Origin of the sequence: Enterococcus sp. DIV1726a, from assembly GCF_051710985.1 — a bacterium.
Lineage (GTDB): Bacteria > Bacillota > Bacilli > Lactobacillales > Enterococcaceae > Enterococcus_B > Enterococcus_B hirae.
In genome coordinates, this window is sequence record NZ_JBIOLS010000001.1 from 960,721 (window position 1) to 977,324 (window position 16,604).

At 34.4% G+C, this 16,604-nt stretch carries 9 protein-coding genes; 5 read left to right on the plus strand and 4 right to left on the minus strand.

Annotated elements, in window-relative coordinates; all coding sequences use genetic code 11:
• Nucleotides 1-271: 271 nt before the first annotated feature.
• The 4 genes from IGJ27_RS04445 to celB all read right to left on the minus strand — a co-directional run bounded on the left by IGJ27_RS04445 (nt 272) and on the right by celB (nt 4,281).
• Nucleotides 272-880, minus strand: coding sequence for an alpha/beta hydrolase (locus tag IGJ27_RS04445; protein ID WP_088745320.1), 609 nt, complete (start codon nt 878-880; stop codon nt 272-274).
• 63 nt (nt 881-943) lie between these two features.
• Nucleotides 944-1,918, minus strand: coding sequence for a VOC family protein (locus IGJ27_RS04450; RefSeq protein ID WP_034867486.1), 975 nt, complete (start codon nt 1,916-1,918; stop codon nt 944-946).
• 157 nt (nt 1,919-2,075) lie between these two features.
• Nucleotides 2,076-2,795 carry a GntR family transcriptional regulator gene (locus IGJ27_RS04455; RefSeq protein WP_010719615.1) on the minus strand — a complete coding sequence of 240 codons (720 nt, stop codon included), beginning with the start codon at nt 2,793-2,795 and terminating at the stop codon, nt 2,076-2,078.
• A 214-nt stretch (nt 2,796-3,009) separates the two neighbouring features.
• Entirely contained in the window at nt 3,010-4,281 is a 1,272-nt protein-coding gene (gene celB, locus IGJ27_RS04460; RefSeq protein ID WP_010719614.1) for a PTS cellobiose transporter subunit IIC, read from the minus strand.
• 153 nt (nt 4,282-4,434) lie between these two features.
• Here celB and IGJ27_RS04465 point away from each other — a divergent pair, with 153 nt between their 5' ends.
• The 5 genes from IGJ27_RS04465 (at nt 4,435) to IGJ27_RS04485 (ending at nt 16,558) form a co-directional block, all read left to right on the plus strand.
• Nucleotides 4,435-5,832 (plus strand): glycoside hydrolase family 1 protein, encoded by a 1,398-nt coding sequence (locus tag IGJ27_RS04465; RefSeq protein WP_178306069.1) that lies wholly within the window; start codon nt 4,435-4,437, stop codon nt 5,830-5,832.
• A 314-nt stretch (nt 5,833-6,146) separates the two neighbouring features.
• Nucleotides 6,147-6,983, plus strand: a complete 837-nt coding sequence (locus IGJ27_RS04470; protein ID WP_256733992.1) for a hypothetical protein — start codon at nt 6,147-6,149, stop codon at nt 6,981-6,983.
• 34 nt (nt 6,984-7,017) lie between these two features.
• On the plus strand, nt 7,018-7,797 hold the full coding sequence (locus IGJ27_RS04475) for a hypothetical protein (RefSeq protein ID WP_053766463.1): 780 nt from the start codon (nt 7,018-7,020) through the stop codon (nt 7,795-7,797).
• Nucleotides 7,790-10,912, plus strand: a complete 3,123-nt coding sequence (locus IGJ27_RS04480; RefSeq protein WP_178306068.1) for a hypothetical protein — start codon at nt 7,790-7,792, stop codon at nt 10,910-10,912. Before IGJ27_RS04475 ends, IGJ27_RS04480 begins: the two co-directional genes overlap by 8 nt.
• A 171-nt stretch (nt 10,913-11,083) precedes the next feature.
• Complete coding sequence (locus IGJ27_RS04485) at nt 11,084-16,558, plus strand: hypothetical protein (protein WP_438791691.1); 5,475 nt, start codon at nt 11,084-11,086, stop codon at nt 16,556-16,558.
• Nucleotides 16,559-16,604 lie beyond the last annotated feature (46 nt).

Here is a 16,604-nt window from a genome sequence, read left to right on the forward strand (position 1 = left end):
CTATTTATCTTTAATATGATGCGTTTAAAATGAGGGGGAACCAAGAAGGATTTTCCAAAATGAAAATTAAAAGAGATGATTTGAGAAAAATGGATAGTTGGATCTAGCACTTACATTCATTTTTCTGTTTCGTGCGTAAAGGTCGAAACAAAAAAATACGCCCTAAAAATTGTCGTTTTCACGTACAACTTTTGGAGCGTACCTCATTATAGAGTCTTTGAAAAAGAGACTTTGAAAAAATAATCCGATGCATCACAACCTTCGTCCAATATTAGTTAACCGAAAGCGAAGAAAGCCAACTTTTTGCGGCAATTAATTCAGCCTTTGTTAATTGATGACCAGTAAACGTTTCTTGGAATGTGAGGTGAGCTTTTTGCATTTCAAAATCTTTGATCAGATTCGTAATCGCTATAGAGGAGACGATTGGATCGGTCTTGCTGTAAGAAAGCCAGATCTGAGTATCAGTCATTACTTTTGCTGGATAATTGACGTTTAAAGACATTGGATGAAAAAGGATTCCTTTTCGCAGCTCAGTATTTCTTGATAATAGCAAGTGAGCAGCGATATTCGCTCCATTGGAATAGCCTACGATCACCCAGTCATGTAACGAGATGTTTTCTTTTTGGCTAACTGCTGAGATTTCATGGTATAGAAGCGCCGTTTCTTCTGCTAAACTCTGGTAATCGAATTGATTCAACCCATTCCGTCGAAAGAAGCGATTCATTCCGTCTTCTTTGATTGAACCACGAAAAGAAAGAATCGTAGCATCCGGTTCAAGAAACTGGGCGGTTTCAAGTAAAGAATATTCATCGCCACCTGTACCATGAAGAAGGAGTAAATTTCTACTTGTTTGTTTTCCCGCTTGAAAAAAATATTCCATGATTTGACCTCTTTTTCTTGAAAGTTATGTTTCTTGAAAACGACTGTCTGGATAGAAAGAAGATCATTCTCGTTGTTGGTTGGCATCCTGAGTATCGAAGGGACGAATGTACGCTTCGATTTCTTCTCTTTTACTTTCGAGTTGTGGTGGGAGTGATAGTTTTTCGCCAGCTGTATCTGCTGATTCATCGCCAAAAAAACCAGGTCCATCTGTTGCTAATTCAAAGAGAACGTGGGTGGCAGCTAAGAAGTATTCTGATTGGAAGTAGAAGCGATCCACAAACCCTGAACTTGGTACGTTTATCTGATTGATCACATGGATCCAGTGACGTAAGGCTTCTTCATCAGCGACACGCAAGGCAAGGTGATGGATATTGCCGAATCCTTCGATTGCTTTTGGTAAATCTGCTCGCTGTTCAACAATGATGCTTGCTCCATTACCGCCTTGACCGACTTCAAAGAGCGAAAAAGCTCCTGTTTGATCAGTAAGTTTAAACTCTAAAGTCTGTTCTAATAGTAACTGTAATGGTTCCATTTGACTCACTCGGACAAAAACTGGTCCCAAGCCTGTAATTGCATATTCTGATGGAATATTGCTGTTCTTCCAAGGAGTACCACCAGCAACACCTGTATTGTTTTCATCAGAAATCAATTGATAGAATTGATGGTCAAAGTCTTCAAACTCCAGATATTTTTTTGAAAAACGTTCCTTGATCGCAGAGTGAAGAACATTCTTTTCTTCAAAGCGTTTGAACCAATAAGTCAATGCTTCATCAGTTGGTACTCGAAAGGACACTCTAGAAATCGTATCCGTTCCTTTACTTCCTTGAGGTTGATTAGGAAAAGCGAAAAAAGTCATGTCAGTTCCAGGGGAGCCGTATTCATCTGTAAAATAAAGGTGATACGTTTCGATATCATCTTGGTTGATCGTTTTTTTTACTAAGCGCATTCCTAAAATATCCGTAAAAAAACGATAAATTTTAGTGGGACTTGAAGTCATAGCGGTAACATGGTGGATGCCTTTGATTTGAGTATCCATGGGAGTTCCTCCTTTAAACTTACAAAAAGTAAGTATTGTGTTAGTTACAGTATAGTGAGTGGGAACGTTTCTGGCAATTATTCTGTTTGACTCTGCTCTTTTGTAAACACCAAAAAATCCGTTTCACAATAGTTTCCCATTTTTGAAACGGATTTTTTTAGTTTGAACGGACATCAAGTAAGGAATAGTTGCGGACATCAAACCGATTTCTACTAGATGAATATTCGATGGGCTGACCATCTTTTAGATAAACGACTTGTTGCACATCCAAAACAGGATCTATTTCCGAACAATTCAAGTATTCCTGATCAAAGTGCGTACTTTTATCTGCTGAAATTGCTCGATAGGCGCCTGCAAAATGAAGATTTAGATCTTGGTGCAAGTAATCATAGATAGAAGAAAGCAGATGTTCTTTTTTTAGCCCTGGAACTAAATGTACAGGCATAAATGTATGTTCCAAAATATAAGGTTCGTTGTCTAAAATTCGTAAACGGTGAATATTATAAACAGGTTGTTCGGCACCAATCATTAATTTTTCTTGAATAAATGGGTTCGGAAACTCGACATCAAATTGAATGATTTGACTCGTCAGTGAACGATGACGACGCTTCATTTGATGACTGAGTCCCTCATACTCATTGGCAGGGGAGGTATCTTTCTCGATAAAAGGATGATCTAAAATTTTGGTTCCAGCCCCTCTTTGCGAATAAACTAATCCTTCCATAGCCAGAATATTGATGGCTTTTTTGATGGTCATTCGACTTGCGCCAAATTCTTCGACTAAAGTGATCTGATTAGGCAAAAAGCTGTTTGGTGGATATTCTTTTGAACGGATTCTTTCCCTTAAAACATTTGCGATTTCTTCATATTTTGGCACGTTATTCACCTCGTATTGAGTATAACGAAAGTTATTTCGTTCGACAAGAAAGAAATAACGAAGTTTAGTTGTTGAATCACTCATTTCAATGAAACAAGCATGAACAAATCAATTCACATCATTCCATGTTTTGACTGTTCATGCTAGATTATAAAATTTGCTTAATCTCTATTAGAAAGAAGATGATTTGCTTCACAGGTGAGTAGATAAGGCTTTACACAACGTCTAAATCAGGTTGTTTATCTAATACTTTTAAGAATGGGTACCAAATAAAAGCGACGATCACAAAATCGACTACTTGTAAGAGACCGCCTAGCCATGAATTGGTAGCTAAAACACCACTAGCAATGATCGGCACAGTCCACGGAACTGAAACACCTGTAGGCGGAGGAACGATGCCAGCTGCCATCATCAAGTAGTTGAACGTTGTCACGACCAAAGGAGCAACGACCCAAGGAATCAAAATGGTTGCGTTCAATACGATTGGTAGACCAAAAATTGCAGGTTCATTGACATTGAAGATTCCAGGTGCTAGCGCTAAACGACCAACATCACGGTATTGTTTTTTCTTCAAGACAAAAGCCATCAATAATACTACTGCTAACGTCATTCCAGAGCCACCGATACCAACGGTAAAGGTTTCCATAAATGGTTTTGTGATGATATGTGGTAGTTCTTTCCCATGCTGATAAGCTTCTAAATTATCAAGCATCAATGTATTCCAGATAGGGTCCATAACAGAATTAACAATAATTTGACCGTGAAGACCAAAGAACCACAAAAATTGAACAAAGAATAAGGCAATCAACGTGGCAGGTAAACTACTACCTAAACCAGTTAGAGGTTTTTGGATAACTTCATAGACTAAGTCATGAAGGTTCGCATTAAATACGCCAGTCATGACAGCGTTGATGATCAAGAAAACAGTCAATGTGACTACAGCTGGAATCAAAGCAGCAAAAGATTTCGTTACTGCAGGTGGTACGCCATCAGGCATTTTAATTTGCCAACCACGTTTGGTGATTCGACAGTAGATTTCCGCAGCTAAAAAGGCAGCAATCATTCCAATGAACATTCCTTTAGCACCTAGACGATCAAGTGATAGGACACCCGAAACTTCTTCACCACCAGCTGTTGTCATCACAAAAGGTGTGAGAATCAAAAAGCTTGCGAATGAAACAGCGCCACCAAAAATACCTTCTACATCATATGATTTTGATAAATAATAGCCGATACCAAATGTAACAAAAACGGACATGATACTCATCGTCGCATTTTGACCATTGCCAAAAAGGGTGCTTAACGTGCCTTTGGTACCATCACTGAAGAACGGTAGATTATTCACAACGACCACAATTGATCCAAACATTGTTAGCGGAAATGACAACATAAATGCATCCCGTAACACAGTTAAGTAACGGTTTTGCCCTAAAAGATTGGCTAAGGGCATAATTTTTTGAGAAAGTTTATCCATAAAACCATTCATTTTTTTCACCTCAAATTTATTTTGCAATCGATTACAAACGTAGTATAACGTCTGTCTGTTTAAATGTCTAGTCATTTTTATCAAAAGTATTGATTTATTTTCAGTGATTGTTTATGATTACGGTAATTACTAAAAGAATTGAGGGATTATGAAATGAAACACTATGATTTTCCAAAGAATTTTTGGTGGGGAACCGCCGCAAGTGGACCACAAACAGAAGGCAGAATCAAAGGAGATGGGAAAGGAGAAAACATTTGGGACTATTGGTATGATCTAGAGCCAGAAAAATTTTTCAATCAAGTTGGTCCTGAGAAAACCTCTCAAGTTTACACGAAATATCGAGAAGACGTTCAATTGATGAAAGAGACAGGTCATAATACTTTCCGAACATCCATTCAATGGAGTCGTCTATTCCCTAAAGGAAAAGGAGAAGTGAATCAACAGGCTGTATCATTTTACCGCTCATATTTTACAGAATTACTGGAGCAGGGAATTGAACCATTTGTCAATTTATATCATTTTGATATGCCTTTAGAATTACAACAAACAGGTGGCTGGTTGTCTCGTGATACGGTTGACGCCTATGTGGCCTATGCAAAAACCTGTTTTGAGTTATTTGGGGATTTAGTAAAGAAATGGTTTACCCATAATGAACCGATTGTTCCAGTAGAAGGCGGTTATCTCTATCAGTTCCATTATCCTAACCATATCAATCTAAAAGAGGCTATTCAAGTTGGTTTCCACGAAAATTTGGCAAGTGCCAAAGCAATTGAAGCCTATCATAAGATGGGACAAAAAGGAGAAATTGGAATCATTTTGAATTTAACTCCTAGCTACCCGCGAGACGAAACAAACCCTGAGGATGTCAAGGCTGCTAGAATCGCTGATGCTTTTTTCAATCGTTCTTTTCTTGATCCTGCAGTAAAAGGAGAGTTTCCATCAGAGTTGATTGCTATTGTGAAAGAATTAGCGATAATGCCAGAGATGGGGCCCGATGACTTAACGATTATCAAAGAAAATACGATTGATCTATTAGGAATCAATTATTATCAACCTCGGAGAATCAAGGCAAAAGAAACACCGATTGATCATCAGAATGGACCAATGCCAGAAGATTATTTTGATTATTATGATATGCCTAATAAAAAAATGAATATCTATCGTGGTTGGGAAATTTATGAAAAAGGGATCTATGATATCTTGACGAATACGAGAGAGAACTATGGCAATATCAAATGTTATATCTCTGAAAATGGTATGGGTGTAGAAGGGGAAGAACGTTTCGTTAACTCGGAAGGCGTGATTGAAGATGATTATCGGATCACTTTTGTCACAGACCATCTGAAATATGTGCATCAGGCAATCCAAGAAGGAACGAATTGTGTGGGTTACCACATGTGGACTTGCATGGATAACTGGTCTTGGACGAACGCTTATAAAAACCGTTATGGACTGATTGCTGTCGATCTAAACAAAGACGGTAAACGGACGATTAAAAAGTCGGGCCATTGGTTTAAAACCGTAGCCTTGAAAAATGGGTTTGAAGCCTAAAAATTTTTGTAAATAGTTTTTAGAATAAAAACGAATGAAACTGGGACAAAAAGTTGTGAAGTACAAAGGTCATAATCGCAATAAACGATTTTATTATTTTTACCAATCTTCAGAAATTTCGGCTTATCGGCTCATTTCTTGAGAATAAAAACTTTTTGTCTCAATTTCATTAGTTTATTACATAAAAAATGGTAGATACAATACTAAAAAGCAGTGTGAACCGACACAGTTATCCAAACTAGTAAGAACATGGATACGAGTGATTAAAATTTGTTGCAATTTACAAAAACTGTCGATAAATAAAAGGAGATCGAATGGAAAAAAACGAAGGTTTATTTAATGTATATTTTAAAGCAGATCGAGTGGACTATGGAAAAAATGGCTATGAATCGATCAATTTAAAGAATAACCCGAATTTGATGTCAGATAGTATTTATTTATATAATCTTTTATTCATGAATAAGCCGGCATTTGCTCCAAGGAATTGGGAACAACACCAAGTTAACTATAAAAGATATGTTATGCCGCGTTTAACTGTGAACGAACAAGCAATAGTCAGTGAGTGGATAAATACTCTTCATAAAAATGAATTGTTAAAGTACAGATCTTTAGGGGGAATGGCGAAAACTTACGTTACTTTTCATAAGCTGTTAAACAAAATAACTAATGAAGCGGACCGAGCGTTTGAAGATCAGTTTAAAGATGTTCAGTCATTAGATCAGCAATCACGAAAGAAAACAATCGATATCTACAGTTTTTATCATAAGATTTCTAATGAAAAAAAAGCAGAATCAACTAAAAGACTGGAAGCACAGGTCAATGATTTGTTGATCAAACTGTTGGTAAATAAAGGTGAGACTAGCCCTACTCGGTTTAATGATTTAGTGAGAGCAGTTATGGTTCTGGATCGAGGGATAGAGTCAGAGAAACTAAAAACAAAAATATTTACTGAAATAAAAAACTCCGGTAATCAACCCGTTCTTGAAGAAAAATGGGATTCATTTATCAAAAACCATGCGATTCCACGCATGCAAAAAAATAATGGTTTGGATGATACATATTATGAACTATCTCAAACAATCAATGGTTTGAACAAGAAAATAAAGGTGCCTGTAGAAGAAGCACAATCTGTCGCTTCTGTTTTTTTATGATAAGATACTTCCCAATTTACTCCGTTTGCCTGACATGTCTCATCTGGAAAAAATAGCGATTTATGAAATTTATATCGATGAAAGTAACTTATTACCGAAAACCAAAAATAAAATAAAAAAAACTTTGGAGAAAAATTTATTAAAAAAAGAAAAAAAGAAACTTGAAGAAGTCAAGCTTTTGAAAAAACAAAATATTCAGATGATAGAAGAGATAGAACCGCATGATTTATTAGCCCTTGAAGAAATACAGCGAGGAAAGCAAAAAGCAACAGTAGATTTTTTTACAGCTATTTATAAAAAGTATGGTGCATTGAATAGAACAGAAATTTCTAGAGAAGCGAAGAAATGTTTAAGCGAAGTAGGCTATTTGGAATTTGAATTTATAGTACATAATAGTGAACAACAAAATCATATAATAAAACAAGAATCCACTTCTTTACCTGTACTTAAATCTATGCTTAAACGGAAAGATTTATCTCCTTATGCAGTGAAAGCTTATTGTTTAGCCTATTTAGAAGAGCGACAACTGGAAAGCAATATCAAAAAACTTTGGAGAAAACCTTTTTTGAAAGATTTAACACCAGAAGAGATTAAAGTAGTGGAGAATCTAGTTTCTGAAAAAAGATTATGTCTACAATTAGGGAAGGAAGTAGGGCTAGAACTTGCAGTCAGATATGAAAGAAGCAATCAAGATAATCAAGTAGAACGACTGAAATTGTTCAATGAGATGAATCAAAAGGTTTTTTCAGTGACTTGTCGCCAATTCATCAAAGAGCAAGCTAAAAAAAGGTTAGGTGAAGAAAACTATGAGTGAAGAAAACTATGTTCGATATAAAGTAATTCGAATGGTACGAGCTGTAGAGAGAAAAAAAGCGTTACAGAGAGAGGCTAAAACAGAATTTCTTGATCCATTTATTAGAAATGTAAATTTATCTCCTAACGAAATTAGAGCTTATGGGTTAGCTTATTTAGAAGAGCAACAAATAAACCGAAATAGCAAAGAAAAGTTAAAAAACACTTTTTTGAACGGTTTAACACCAGAAAATATTATAGAAGTGAAGGATCTAATTTCAGAAAAAAGATTATATTTACAATTAGGAAAAGAAGTAGGTCCAGAACTTGCAACTAAGCTTGACAATATCAAGGAAAGAGACCAAGTAGTCCTATCTCAATTGTTCAAAGAGATAGATCAAAAAGCTTTTTCGGTAACTTGTCGCCAATTCATCAAAGAGCAAGCTAAAAAACATTTAAGTGAAGAAAACTATGTGAGATTTGAAATAGGTCACGTGATACGAGAAGGAGAGAGTAAAAAAAATTTACAGGAATGGGAAGAAACAGATTTTCTTAATCCATTTCTTAGTCGCAAAAATTTATCTCCTAACGAAATTAGAGCTTATGAGTTAGCTTATCTAGAAATGAAATACGAACCACTTAGCCGAATGAATAGTTGGAAAAAGAGTTTACAACAATATTTTGAGAAAAACTTAACAAATGAAGAAAGAAATGAAGTGCAAGCCTTAGTTCCTCAAAAAAGAAGCCTTATCCAATTGTCAAAAGAACTAGACTTAAAAACTGTATTTCAGCTTGAAGAAATACAGCAAGGAAAACAAGAAGGAAGGCTTGGTTTTTTCACAGATATTTATGAAAAATCCTATTCAACGACTAACCAAGAATACATCAAAGCACAAGCAAAAATATATTTAAGTCCTGCTGATCATGCTGAATTTGCAGTGAAAAGTCAGATGCAAGATGCATTGAGAGAAAAAGGATTAAAGCTAGCGAATATTAAGTTTAGCGAAAATAAAATTCGGGTGTTTCTTGATCAAAAAATGCAATCATCACATGAAATTAGAGCATATTACTTAGCCTGTATAGAAGAACAAGTGATACCAATGGATATCAAAAAAAGTTTGATATACGATTTGAAAAAAGATTTAACTGTAGACGAAAATCTGAAATTATCAGAACTCATTTCAGAACAACAAAGACTTATCCACTTGTCTGAAGAAATAGGCCCAGAACGTACATTGGAATTCTTAAAAATAAAAAAAGAAAACAAAGCAGCAACAATTGATTTCTTTACAGATATATATAACAACGTATCACCCTATACCCAACAATGGATAAAAGAACAGGCATCGTTACATTTAAATCAAAAAGAACATTTAGAGTTTACTAAACAAGTCAAACTACAAGAAATAATCAAAGAAGGTGGGAAAGATTTAAAAGCATCTGCAGTCTATAACCAACTTAAACGAGTATTTGGGAAAACAATGAGTCTTCCAGTCATTGAAGAGTTACAAGTGAGAAGCGGGCTGCATCAAGTCAATGCTAATCTTTTAGATCCTCTTGAACTTAGGCGATTAAACAAGGAACAACTAATCGATTCTTTGGTCAAAGTCCAAGTGAGATTTCCACATTGGGAACAACGTTTAAAAGATCAAGCAATCGACCGCTCCATCGCGCATCTAAACGATTTAGAAAAAAAAGAGATCAAGACTTCTTTAAAAGTTGAAGAATTGGAAGGATTTATAATTAAAGTTAAGTTTCATGATTCTGATACATTTAACTCAATTTGGGGTGATGCTAAATTTCACGTTGACAATGATCGTAGGATTATTAAACTCCAAAAAATTAAAGAACAACTAGATGAGATTGCACCAGCCAATTTACTTCAGCCAGTTGTTGTAAAAATATTAACGAACAATAAGTGTGATTATCAAGATCTAAAACTAAGAGAAGCTATTGTGTCCTATGATAAAACAGCGATTGAAATCAATCGTCAATTAAAAAGTGAATTTAGAGCAATGGGTGTAACGTTTAAAGAGGTAAGTAGAGATCAAATACTAAGAAGAATATTCAAAAATCTTGATAAAGGACTAAATTCAGAAAAAGAACAAATTGCGGAGGTTCTGTCAGATTCCAACTTAAATTATAATAATAAACTAAATACATTGCTCGTTCAGTTTGAAAAGAAGGTACATGAGTATATTCCATATTTAGATACGTTGATTCAAAAGGAATATGAGGATAAAGGTGACGTGTCATTAACGAATAAACGGATTTTAGAACTTGTAGAAAACGAACCGGGCCTTAAAGATTTACTCGTTTGTTGCCAAAATATGCTGCCTTCTTATCCTTTAAAAAATTATGCTCAGACGATTCCAATGGTGTCTACCTATTTTGCCAATTTAGCGCATCAAATTGAGGAAACATATCAAAGTCCAGGAAAAAAATTAGCAAAGCAAATTTTCATGCTAGGGAAACTGGATCCATTATATTGTGCAAAAATGATTCAGTACTTGAGCGCACAATACACTAATAAGCAACCTAACCCTTTACCAATACATCCAAATATTTTAATACAAAATAAAATGGAGAAGATAGTAGAAAGATACCATGACCTATACCCACTTCCGTCCTTTCGTAGCGAATTGACTGGCAAAAAAGTAGTTAATAAAGTGGCTAATGAAGTAGTTGGAAATGTTGAAAGGCCAATCTCAACACCAATCATAGAGCAATCAAGTCAGCCGTTTGATTGGAGTCCTTCTGTCATTTTAAATCAGGAAGTAAGACCGACTGAAACAGCTAAGGCAATTGTTGCGTTTCACAATAAAAACCGTAATCTAGAGATGACTAAGCAGCTTGTCGATTATGCGGGTATACCAAAGATACTTCCGAAAGAATTACAAGAATTGCAGAAAAACATTCCAACCCAAACAAAAAGTACTATGAGCTCATTTGATTTTATCACGCAAAATGATCAATCAGTGAAGGGCAATCAAAGAACGCAAGTTAGCATGCAACAAATAATGGAAAAAGCAGGAAATCACCCTATTAATTCACCAATGGTATCAGAAAGAACACACGGCACGTCAATAAACAGAGGTGAAAGCACAAATGAGAGGGGCATGTCTAACGATAGATAATTATCAGAAAAACTTAGTTATAATCGAAGAATACTGAACTCATGTTTCTTGAGTTCAGTATTCTTCAGAATTGCCACCTGACTTGAAGAAAAAGCCAGTCAATCGATTGATAGAAAATTAGATAGATAAAGACATAATGAGGGCAATTTCTGAATAAAAGGAGCAAAACAAATGGGAAGAGACTCTTATAAGAAAGACTATATGCAGATTAAAGGAAGTAAAGTAACTTGTAAAGAAAATGAAGAGTGGATCACAATTAACCTAGACAGTAATCCCAACTTATTGGCGGATAGTATTTATTTATTGAATAAATTATTAGATGAACAAGATGTACTACCTCGAAAGGATACGGAGGAGAAAAAAGAAATTTTAAAAACAAGTATATCAGAACGATTGGTAGGAGATCAGAAAAAAATTTTTTTAGATTGGCAAGAAGTCACCCAGGCAATCTCTGAAGGCAATCTTACAACACGACAAAAACTTATGGAGGTGTTCCATAAGAAAAGATTATTTTCTTTAGAAGAAAAGGCGAAAGTTTGTGTGCTGTTTCAAGAGTTGATAAACGATATCAAAGATAAAAAGGAAAAAAAGTTTAAAGAGCAATTTTATGCTAATTATTCATTAAATGATAACGAACTAAGTGAATCCATAGAAGTTTATCATTATCTATATCCATTCGAGAATGAGAAAATAGCCAAATCAATGAACAATATCGAACAACTATTTATTGATTTGGTGTCTCCTTCCAGTAGTACAGATAAAAGACGTAAAATGTATGATGTAGTCAGAGCCGCTTTGATTTTAAACCGGAAATTATCCTCGACACAATTGAAAAATGATTTACTCAAAAAAATGGTGGAACCTCAGGTTTTTTCCCATGAACAACCCGAGTTTGATACGTTTATGGAGATAATCGTTAACCCCTATCTTAAGAAAAATCCTGCCACAGATCCTGACTATAGTCGTTTTCCAATTGAAAACGAACAGGAACAAGTTGAATTATCCCTGACAAACGAGGTAGAACCATACTACTTATTAGCATTGAAAGAAGTCCGAAAAGGATTTAGAAAAGCATCAACAGAGCTATTCACATATATCTATTTACAGACAACAATTGAAGAGAAAAGAGATATTATTGATGGGTATGCAAAACAGTATTTAACTAAATTTGATTATTTGGATTTTATGTTCAGGATAAGACAGCAACATATTCAGAAAAAATGGAATAAAAACAATTCTTTACAAGAAAATCTCCATCTACTTGTAGATGGGAAAAGCAGAACGGCTTACGAGGAACGAGCGTATTATTTGGCTTATCTTGAAGAGACGACATTACCAAAGTCTCTAAAAGATACTTTGAAATACCTTTTATTGAACGAGCTAATTTCTGGTGAATACAGACAAGTGATAGAGCTTGCTCCTGAGAAAAGACAATTGTTGCTGTTGGTAAAAGAAATAGATATAGAGACTGTATATGAATTTGAAGCAATCCAACAAGGCAAAAAAAAGGTGACGTACGCTTATTTCTTAGAGTTATATGAAAAAACCAATTCGAAAAAGGTTCAAGAAATTATCACGGAACAAGCCAAAAAACACTTAACTGAAAGTAAGTATGTTGAATTTGAAATTTATACCTATTTTCAAGAAGAATTTAGAAGAAAATCAGTTACACAACCGAATGTAGAAAAAGTATTCAGACGATTTATTGAGAGGGAAGACTTATCTGCTAATGACATTCGAGCTTTTTACTTGGCGTATATAGATGCACAAAAATTTCCGAATGATATCCAAGTAATTATTGAAGAACACTTAACTAAAGATTTAACGGATAAAGAAAAAAATGAAGTGATAACGCAATCTTTAGAAAAAAAACAATTGTTACTGATGGGGAAATACTTAGAAAGCGACATTATATTAGAACTTGAAGTAATCCAAAAAGGTAAAAAAAAGGGAACAGATGACTATTTTTTAGCGATATATAAAAAGAGTGACTCGATATTGGCTCGAGAAATGATTAAAGAGCAAGCTCAAAAATATTTGACTGAAAGTAATTATCTGGAATTTGACATAAAGATCCAACTCCAAGAGGAAAGTAGAAAAATGGATTTGACTTTACCGACAGTGGACTTTAAAGATGAAGCGCTACGGTATTTTGTTGACCATAAAGTATTATCCAAAAATGAAAAGATCATTTATTGTCTAGCCTATCTTGAATTTAAAGAAATACCCAGTGATTTAGAAACAATAAGAAATTTAAAAAAAGCTGTCGTAACTCCAAGTCAAATCGATGTCGAGGATTTGGTTTTAGAAAAAAAACAACTTTTATCAATAGCTAACAAAATAGATCCAAGTGTATATGAAAAATTAAGAACTAACGCAGGAATATCAATCGGTGTCTTTACGGAGATGTATGAAAATGTGAAGTCTAATGAGCATCATCAGTTTATCAACAAACAAGCATCATTGTATTTAGATTCTGAAAAACATTTAGAATTTAAAAAACGCATTGCACTTTATGAATTAAGCAAGTCTGACGAACTAACCTCTGAAGTTGCTTTTTTTATTGGACTGCAACGTCATTATCAACAAAAAAATGGGGAGAACCATCGAACGAAAGTCAGTCTCCAAGACATAGAAGAATTGAGGAAGCAAAACCTGTCTTTTCTAGCTAAGACGATGGTTTTAGATCAGAAATCTATCGAAGGAATAGAAAGCAAAAAAAACGATGAACAAAAAACTGTCAAGGAAGAATTAAAAGATTTCATTACTTTAATTTCTCGTTTTGATAGTAATGATTCATATACATTTATAGATAGTAATTTGAAAGATATATTCAGGTACGTCAGACATTATGCTCATCTGAGGAACCAAGTTTATTCTATACCACAATCAGTTAGAACGTTTAATAAATTGAAACATCTGAGGGTACCATTTATTGAAGAAAATAGAAGCAACTGGCTGTTCGTGTTAGATCTGAATGACAAGAAACAATCGAAGTATATCAAAATAATTAAACAATTCATTTTATTGCCTGAATGGCAATATGTAGCTGAAATTGATCCTTTATTTATCGCTGTAAAGAAGAGAATAGAGAAAAAATTAGAACGATTTAGCCAAGAGGTGGAAGCAAGTCAACTGAAAACGGATGAAGAAATTTTAGCGATCGCAGAAAAAGACCCTAAAGTCAAAGAACTACTTACATACTATCAAAAAATTGCTCCGGCAGTTCCGTTGAAAGATTTTGCAAAGGCGACGCCAACCGTCGTTGATCATTTTAACAATTCAGCACATCAACTTGCAAGAGAATACTTTGGAAAAGATGCGGAATTATCTCAACAAATTTATGAACTGGGAAAGCGAGACCTACCGTTTTGTGTAGATGTAATTAAGTATCTGCTATCAACTGACAAAAATGAGAAAGCGAAAGGTATTCCGAAATCTTTTGATAAGGAAAGTCAAGACAGAGCCGAGTATATAATAGAAAATTGTCATCAAAAGTTCATAAAGCTACGGCAAACTAAGCAATCAAAAAAAGTTCTACAAAAGGAAAGGAAAGAAAAGCAGATTGCAAATGACACCCAACTGAAAGAATTAGTAAGACATGGCGTTTATAATTATCAAATGGGTGATGGGAAAGAAATACATATAGGACAGGCTAATGTTGATTCTGTTTCGGGCAACACTCGATTACAGCAATTTATAAAAGAACTAGCTGAAAAGTTAGATACAAATATGCAAAGAGAAGCAGCGATTCAAACAGTAATGAAACCATATTTAAGCTTGGAAGAAAGGAAAGAGTTTTACGCTTACCTAAAAAACGACCCGTTTCTTCCATTATTTTTACAGAAGGATAACTTATCAAAACTTGAATTAAAAGCTTATGTAGATGTTTGTCTTAAAAAAACAGACTTATCTTTTAAAGGGAAAATCTCTGGCAATTTGAGGGCTTTTTTAACGATAACTGAAAAAAAAGAATTAAATAAATTGATTACTGAAAAAGAAGTTATCCGTGCAGTTGCAGAAGAAATCAGTCATCAAACAGCTTTAGAATTGGAGCGAGTAGTAAACCAAAACAAACAAGAGATTGATCCACTCGTAACTGTTTATCGTCAAACAACCTTTACAGCAATTAAAGAGTTTGTCCTACAACAAGTTGATTCATCACTAACTGAAAAAAATCGCTCTGAATTTTATCAGAAAATTGGTTCTGCAGCTTCTATAAAGCATCTAGATCAGACTAATTTTGGGGCACACTTAACAAACAAAGAGGAATTAGGACAAGAAACTAAAATAGGCTTTCTTTCACTAATTAATGAAATGAAAGAAACATTAGAACAACAAAAAATCGCCTATTACTTTCCTGAAATAGTCGGAGAATTTAATTCTCATCAAGTAACGAGAGAAAGTTTGGAAAAATTAGGTATCCATTTTACAGACGATCAAATGAAAAATTGGGAAGCTACATATAAAAAAGGCCCGATAGTAACCGATAATATTCAAATATCCATACTTCAAACAATCGCAAAAGTAATTGAAAAACATATGGAACGAAAAGGAACTCTAATAGAAAATATCCCCACCGAAAAAGAAGAAAAAAATAGCATAAAAGAAAGACTGAAAAAAGAAATCGAACAATCAGTAGCTAAGATTAATAAGAATGACCCTAGGATCAGTATAGAAGAGCAGTTTATAAATCATCTTTCGACTCAGCCAATCTTCAACCATTTAGTAAGGAAAGAACCCGAAATAGGGGGAAAATTATTGAAAAAATGTCAGAACAGACTTCCTTTTATTTCGCTACCTTCTTCAAAAGAATTTCTTCAGATGATGAATAGAGAGTTCCTCAAAAAACATACCGGGATTAGACGTTTTGCATTAGAATATGCGAGAGAAAAAAGAGCACGATTGTTTGAAGAAAGAAGAATTTATAAGTTGTATCAAGAAAATCCATTCTGGTGTTGTGAAAATTTACGAGTGATCCTCGTCAATTATGCTGGGTTCAAGAAGATAAAGTTAAACCCAATATATAGACCTGAATTATACTCTTTTCAAGTGGATAGGAGTTTTAGTCAGCAGAGATTACTAAATAAAGCCAAAAAAATAACCGATTTTTATATAGATATCTCTTTAGATTTAAAAAAAGTATTACCTAAGGAACTTCAAAAAAAAGAATCAACGAATAAGGAAAGCCAAACTGAAGTATCATTTGAGTCAATAGTAAGCGACCAAGAGAAGTTAAATAATGATATGGCTTTAACAGAGGCGAGAGAAAAGAAGAGGTTATTTCCTGCCACAAATCATTTTGAACCGAAAAGTAATTTAGGACAAATGGAGCCGTTAGACAAAAAACTGCGTTTGACTCAGATAAAAGAATCAGCGAATAAGGAAAGTCAAACTGAAATATCATTAGAATCAATAGTGAGCAAGCATGAGAAGTTAAATAATGATATGGATGTAACAGAGACGAACGAAAAGAAGAGACTATATCCTTTTCTTGGTCAATCCGAATCAGAAAGTAATGTAGGACAAATGAAGTCGCTAGAAAAAAAGCTGCGTATGACTCAGATAGAAAAAGCAAGCCAAGAAGGTTACAGCTCTAATGAGAGAAAAACGAATGAACAAGTTCAAAGACAAGCGAATCGCTAAGTTTGGTCAGTGCTAGTAAATTAGTTGTTCCCTAAAAAACTAAGTA

Bases quoted from the DNA above. Each gene is read 5' to 3' on its own strand.
- IGJ27_RS04485 (WP_438791691.1), top strand. From the start codon at position 11,084: ATGGGAAGAGACTCTTATAAGAAAGACTATATGCAGATTAAAGGAAGT.
- celB (WP_010719614.1), bottom strand. From the start codon at position 4,281: ATGAATGGTTTTATGGATAAACTTTCTCAAAAAATTATGCCCTTAGCC.
- IGJ27_RS04475 (WP_053766463.1), top strand. From the start codon at position 7,018: ATGTCTCATCTGGAAAAAATAGCGATTTATGAAATTTATATCGATGAA.
- IGJ27_RS04465 (WP_178306069.1), top strand. From the start codon at position 4,435: ATGAAACACTATGATTTTCCAAAGAATTTTTGGTGGGGAACCGCCGCA.
- IGJ27_RS04480 (WP_178306068.1), top strand. From the start codon at position 7,790: ATGAGTGAAGAAAACTATGTTCGATATAAAGTAATTCGAATGGTACGA.
- IGJ27_RS04470 (WP_256733992.1), top strand. From the start codon at position 6,147: ATGGAAAAAAACGAAGGTTTATTTAATGTATATTTTAAAGCAGATCGA.
- IGJ27_RS04450 (WP_034867486.1), bottom strand. From the start codon at position 1,918: ATGGATACTCAAATCAAAGGCATCCACCATGTTACCGCTATGACTTCA.
- IGJ27_RS04445 (WP_088745320.1), bottom strand. From the start codon at position 880: ATGGAATATTTTTTTCAAGCGGGAAAACAAACAAGTAGAAATTTACTC.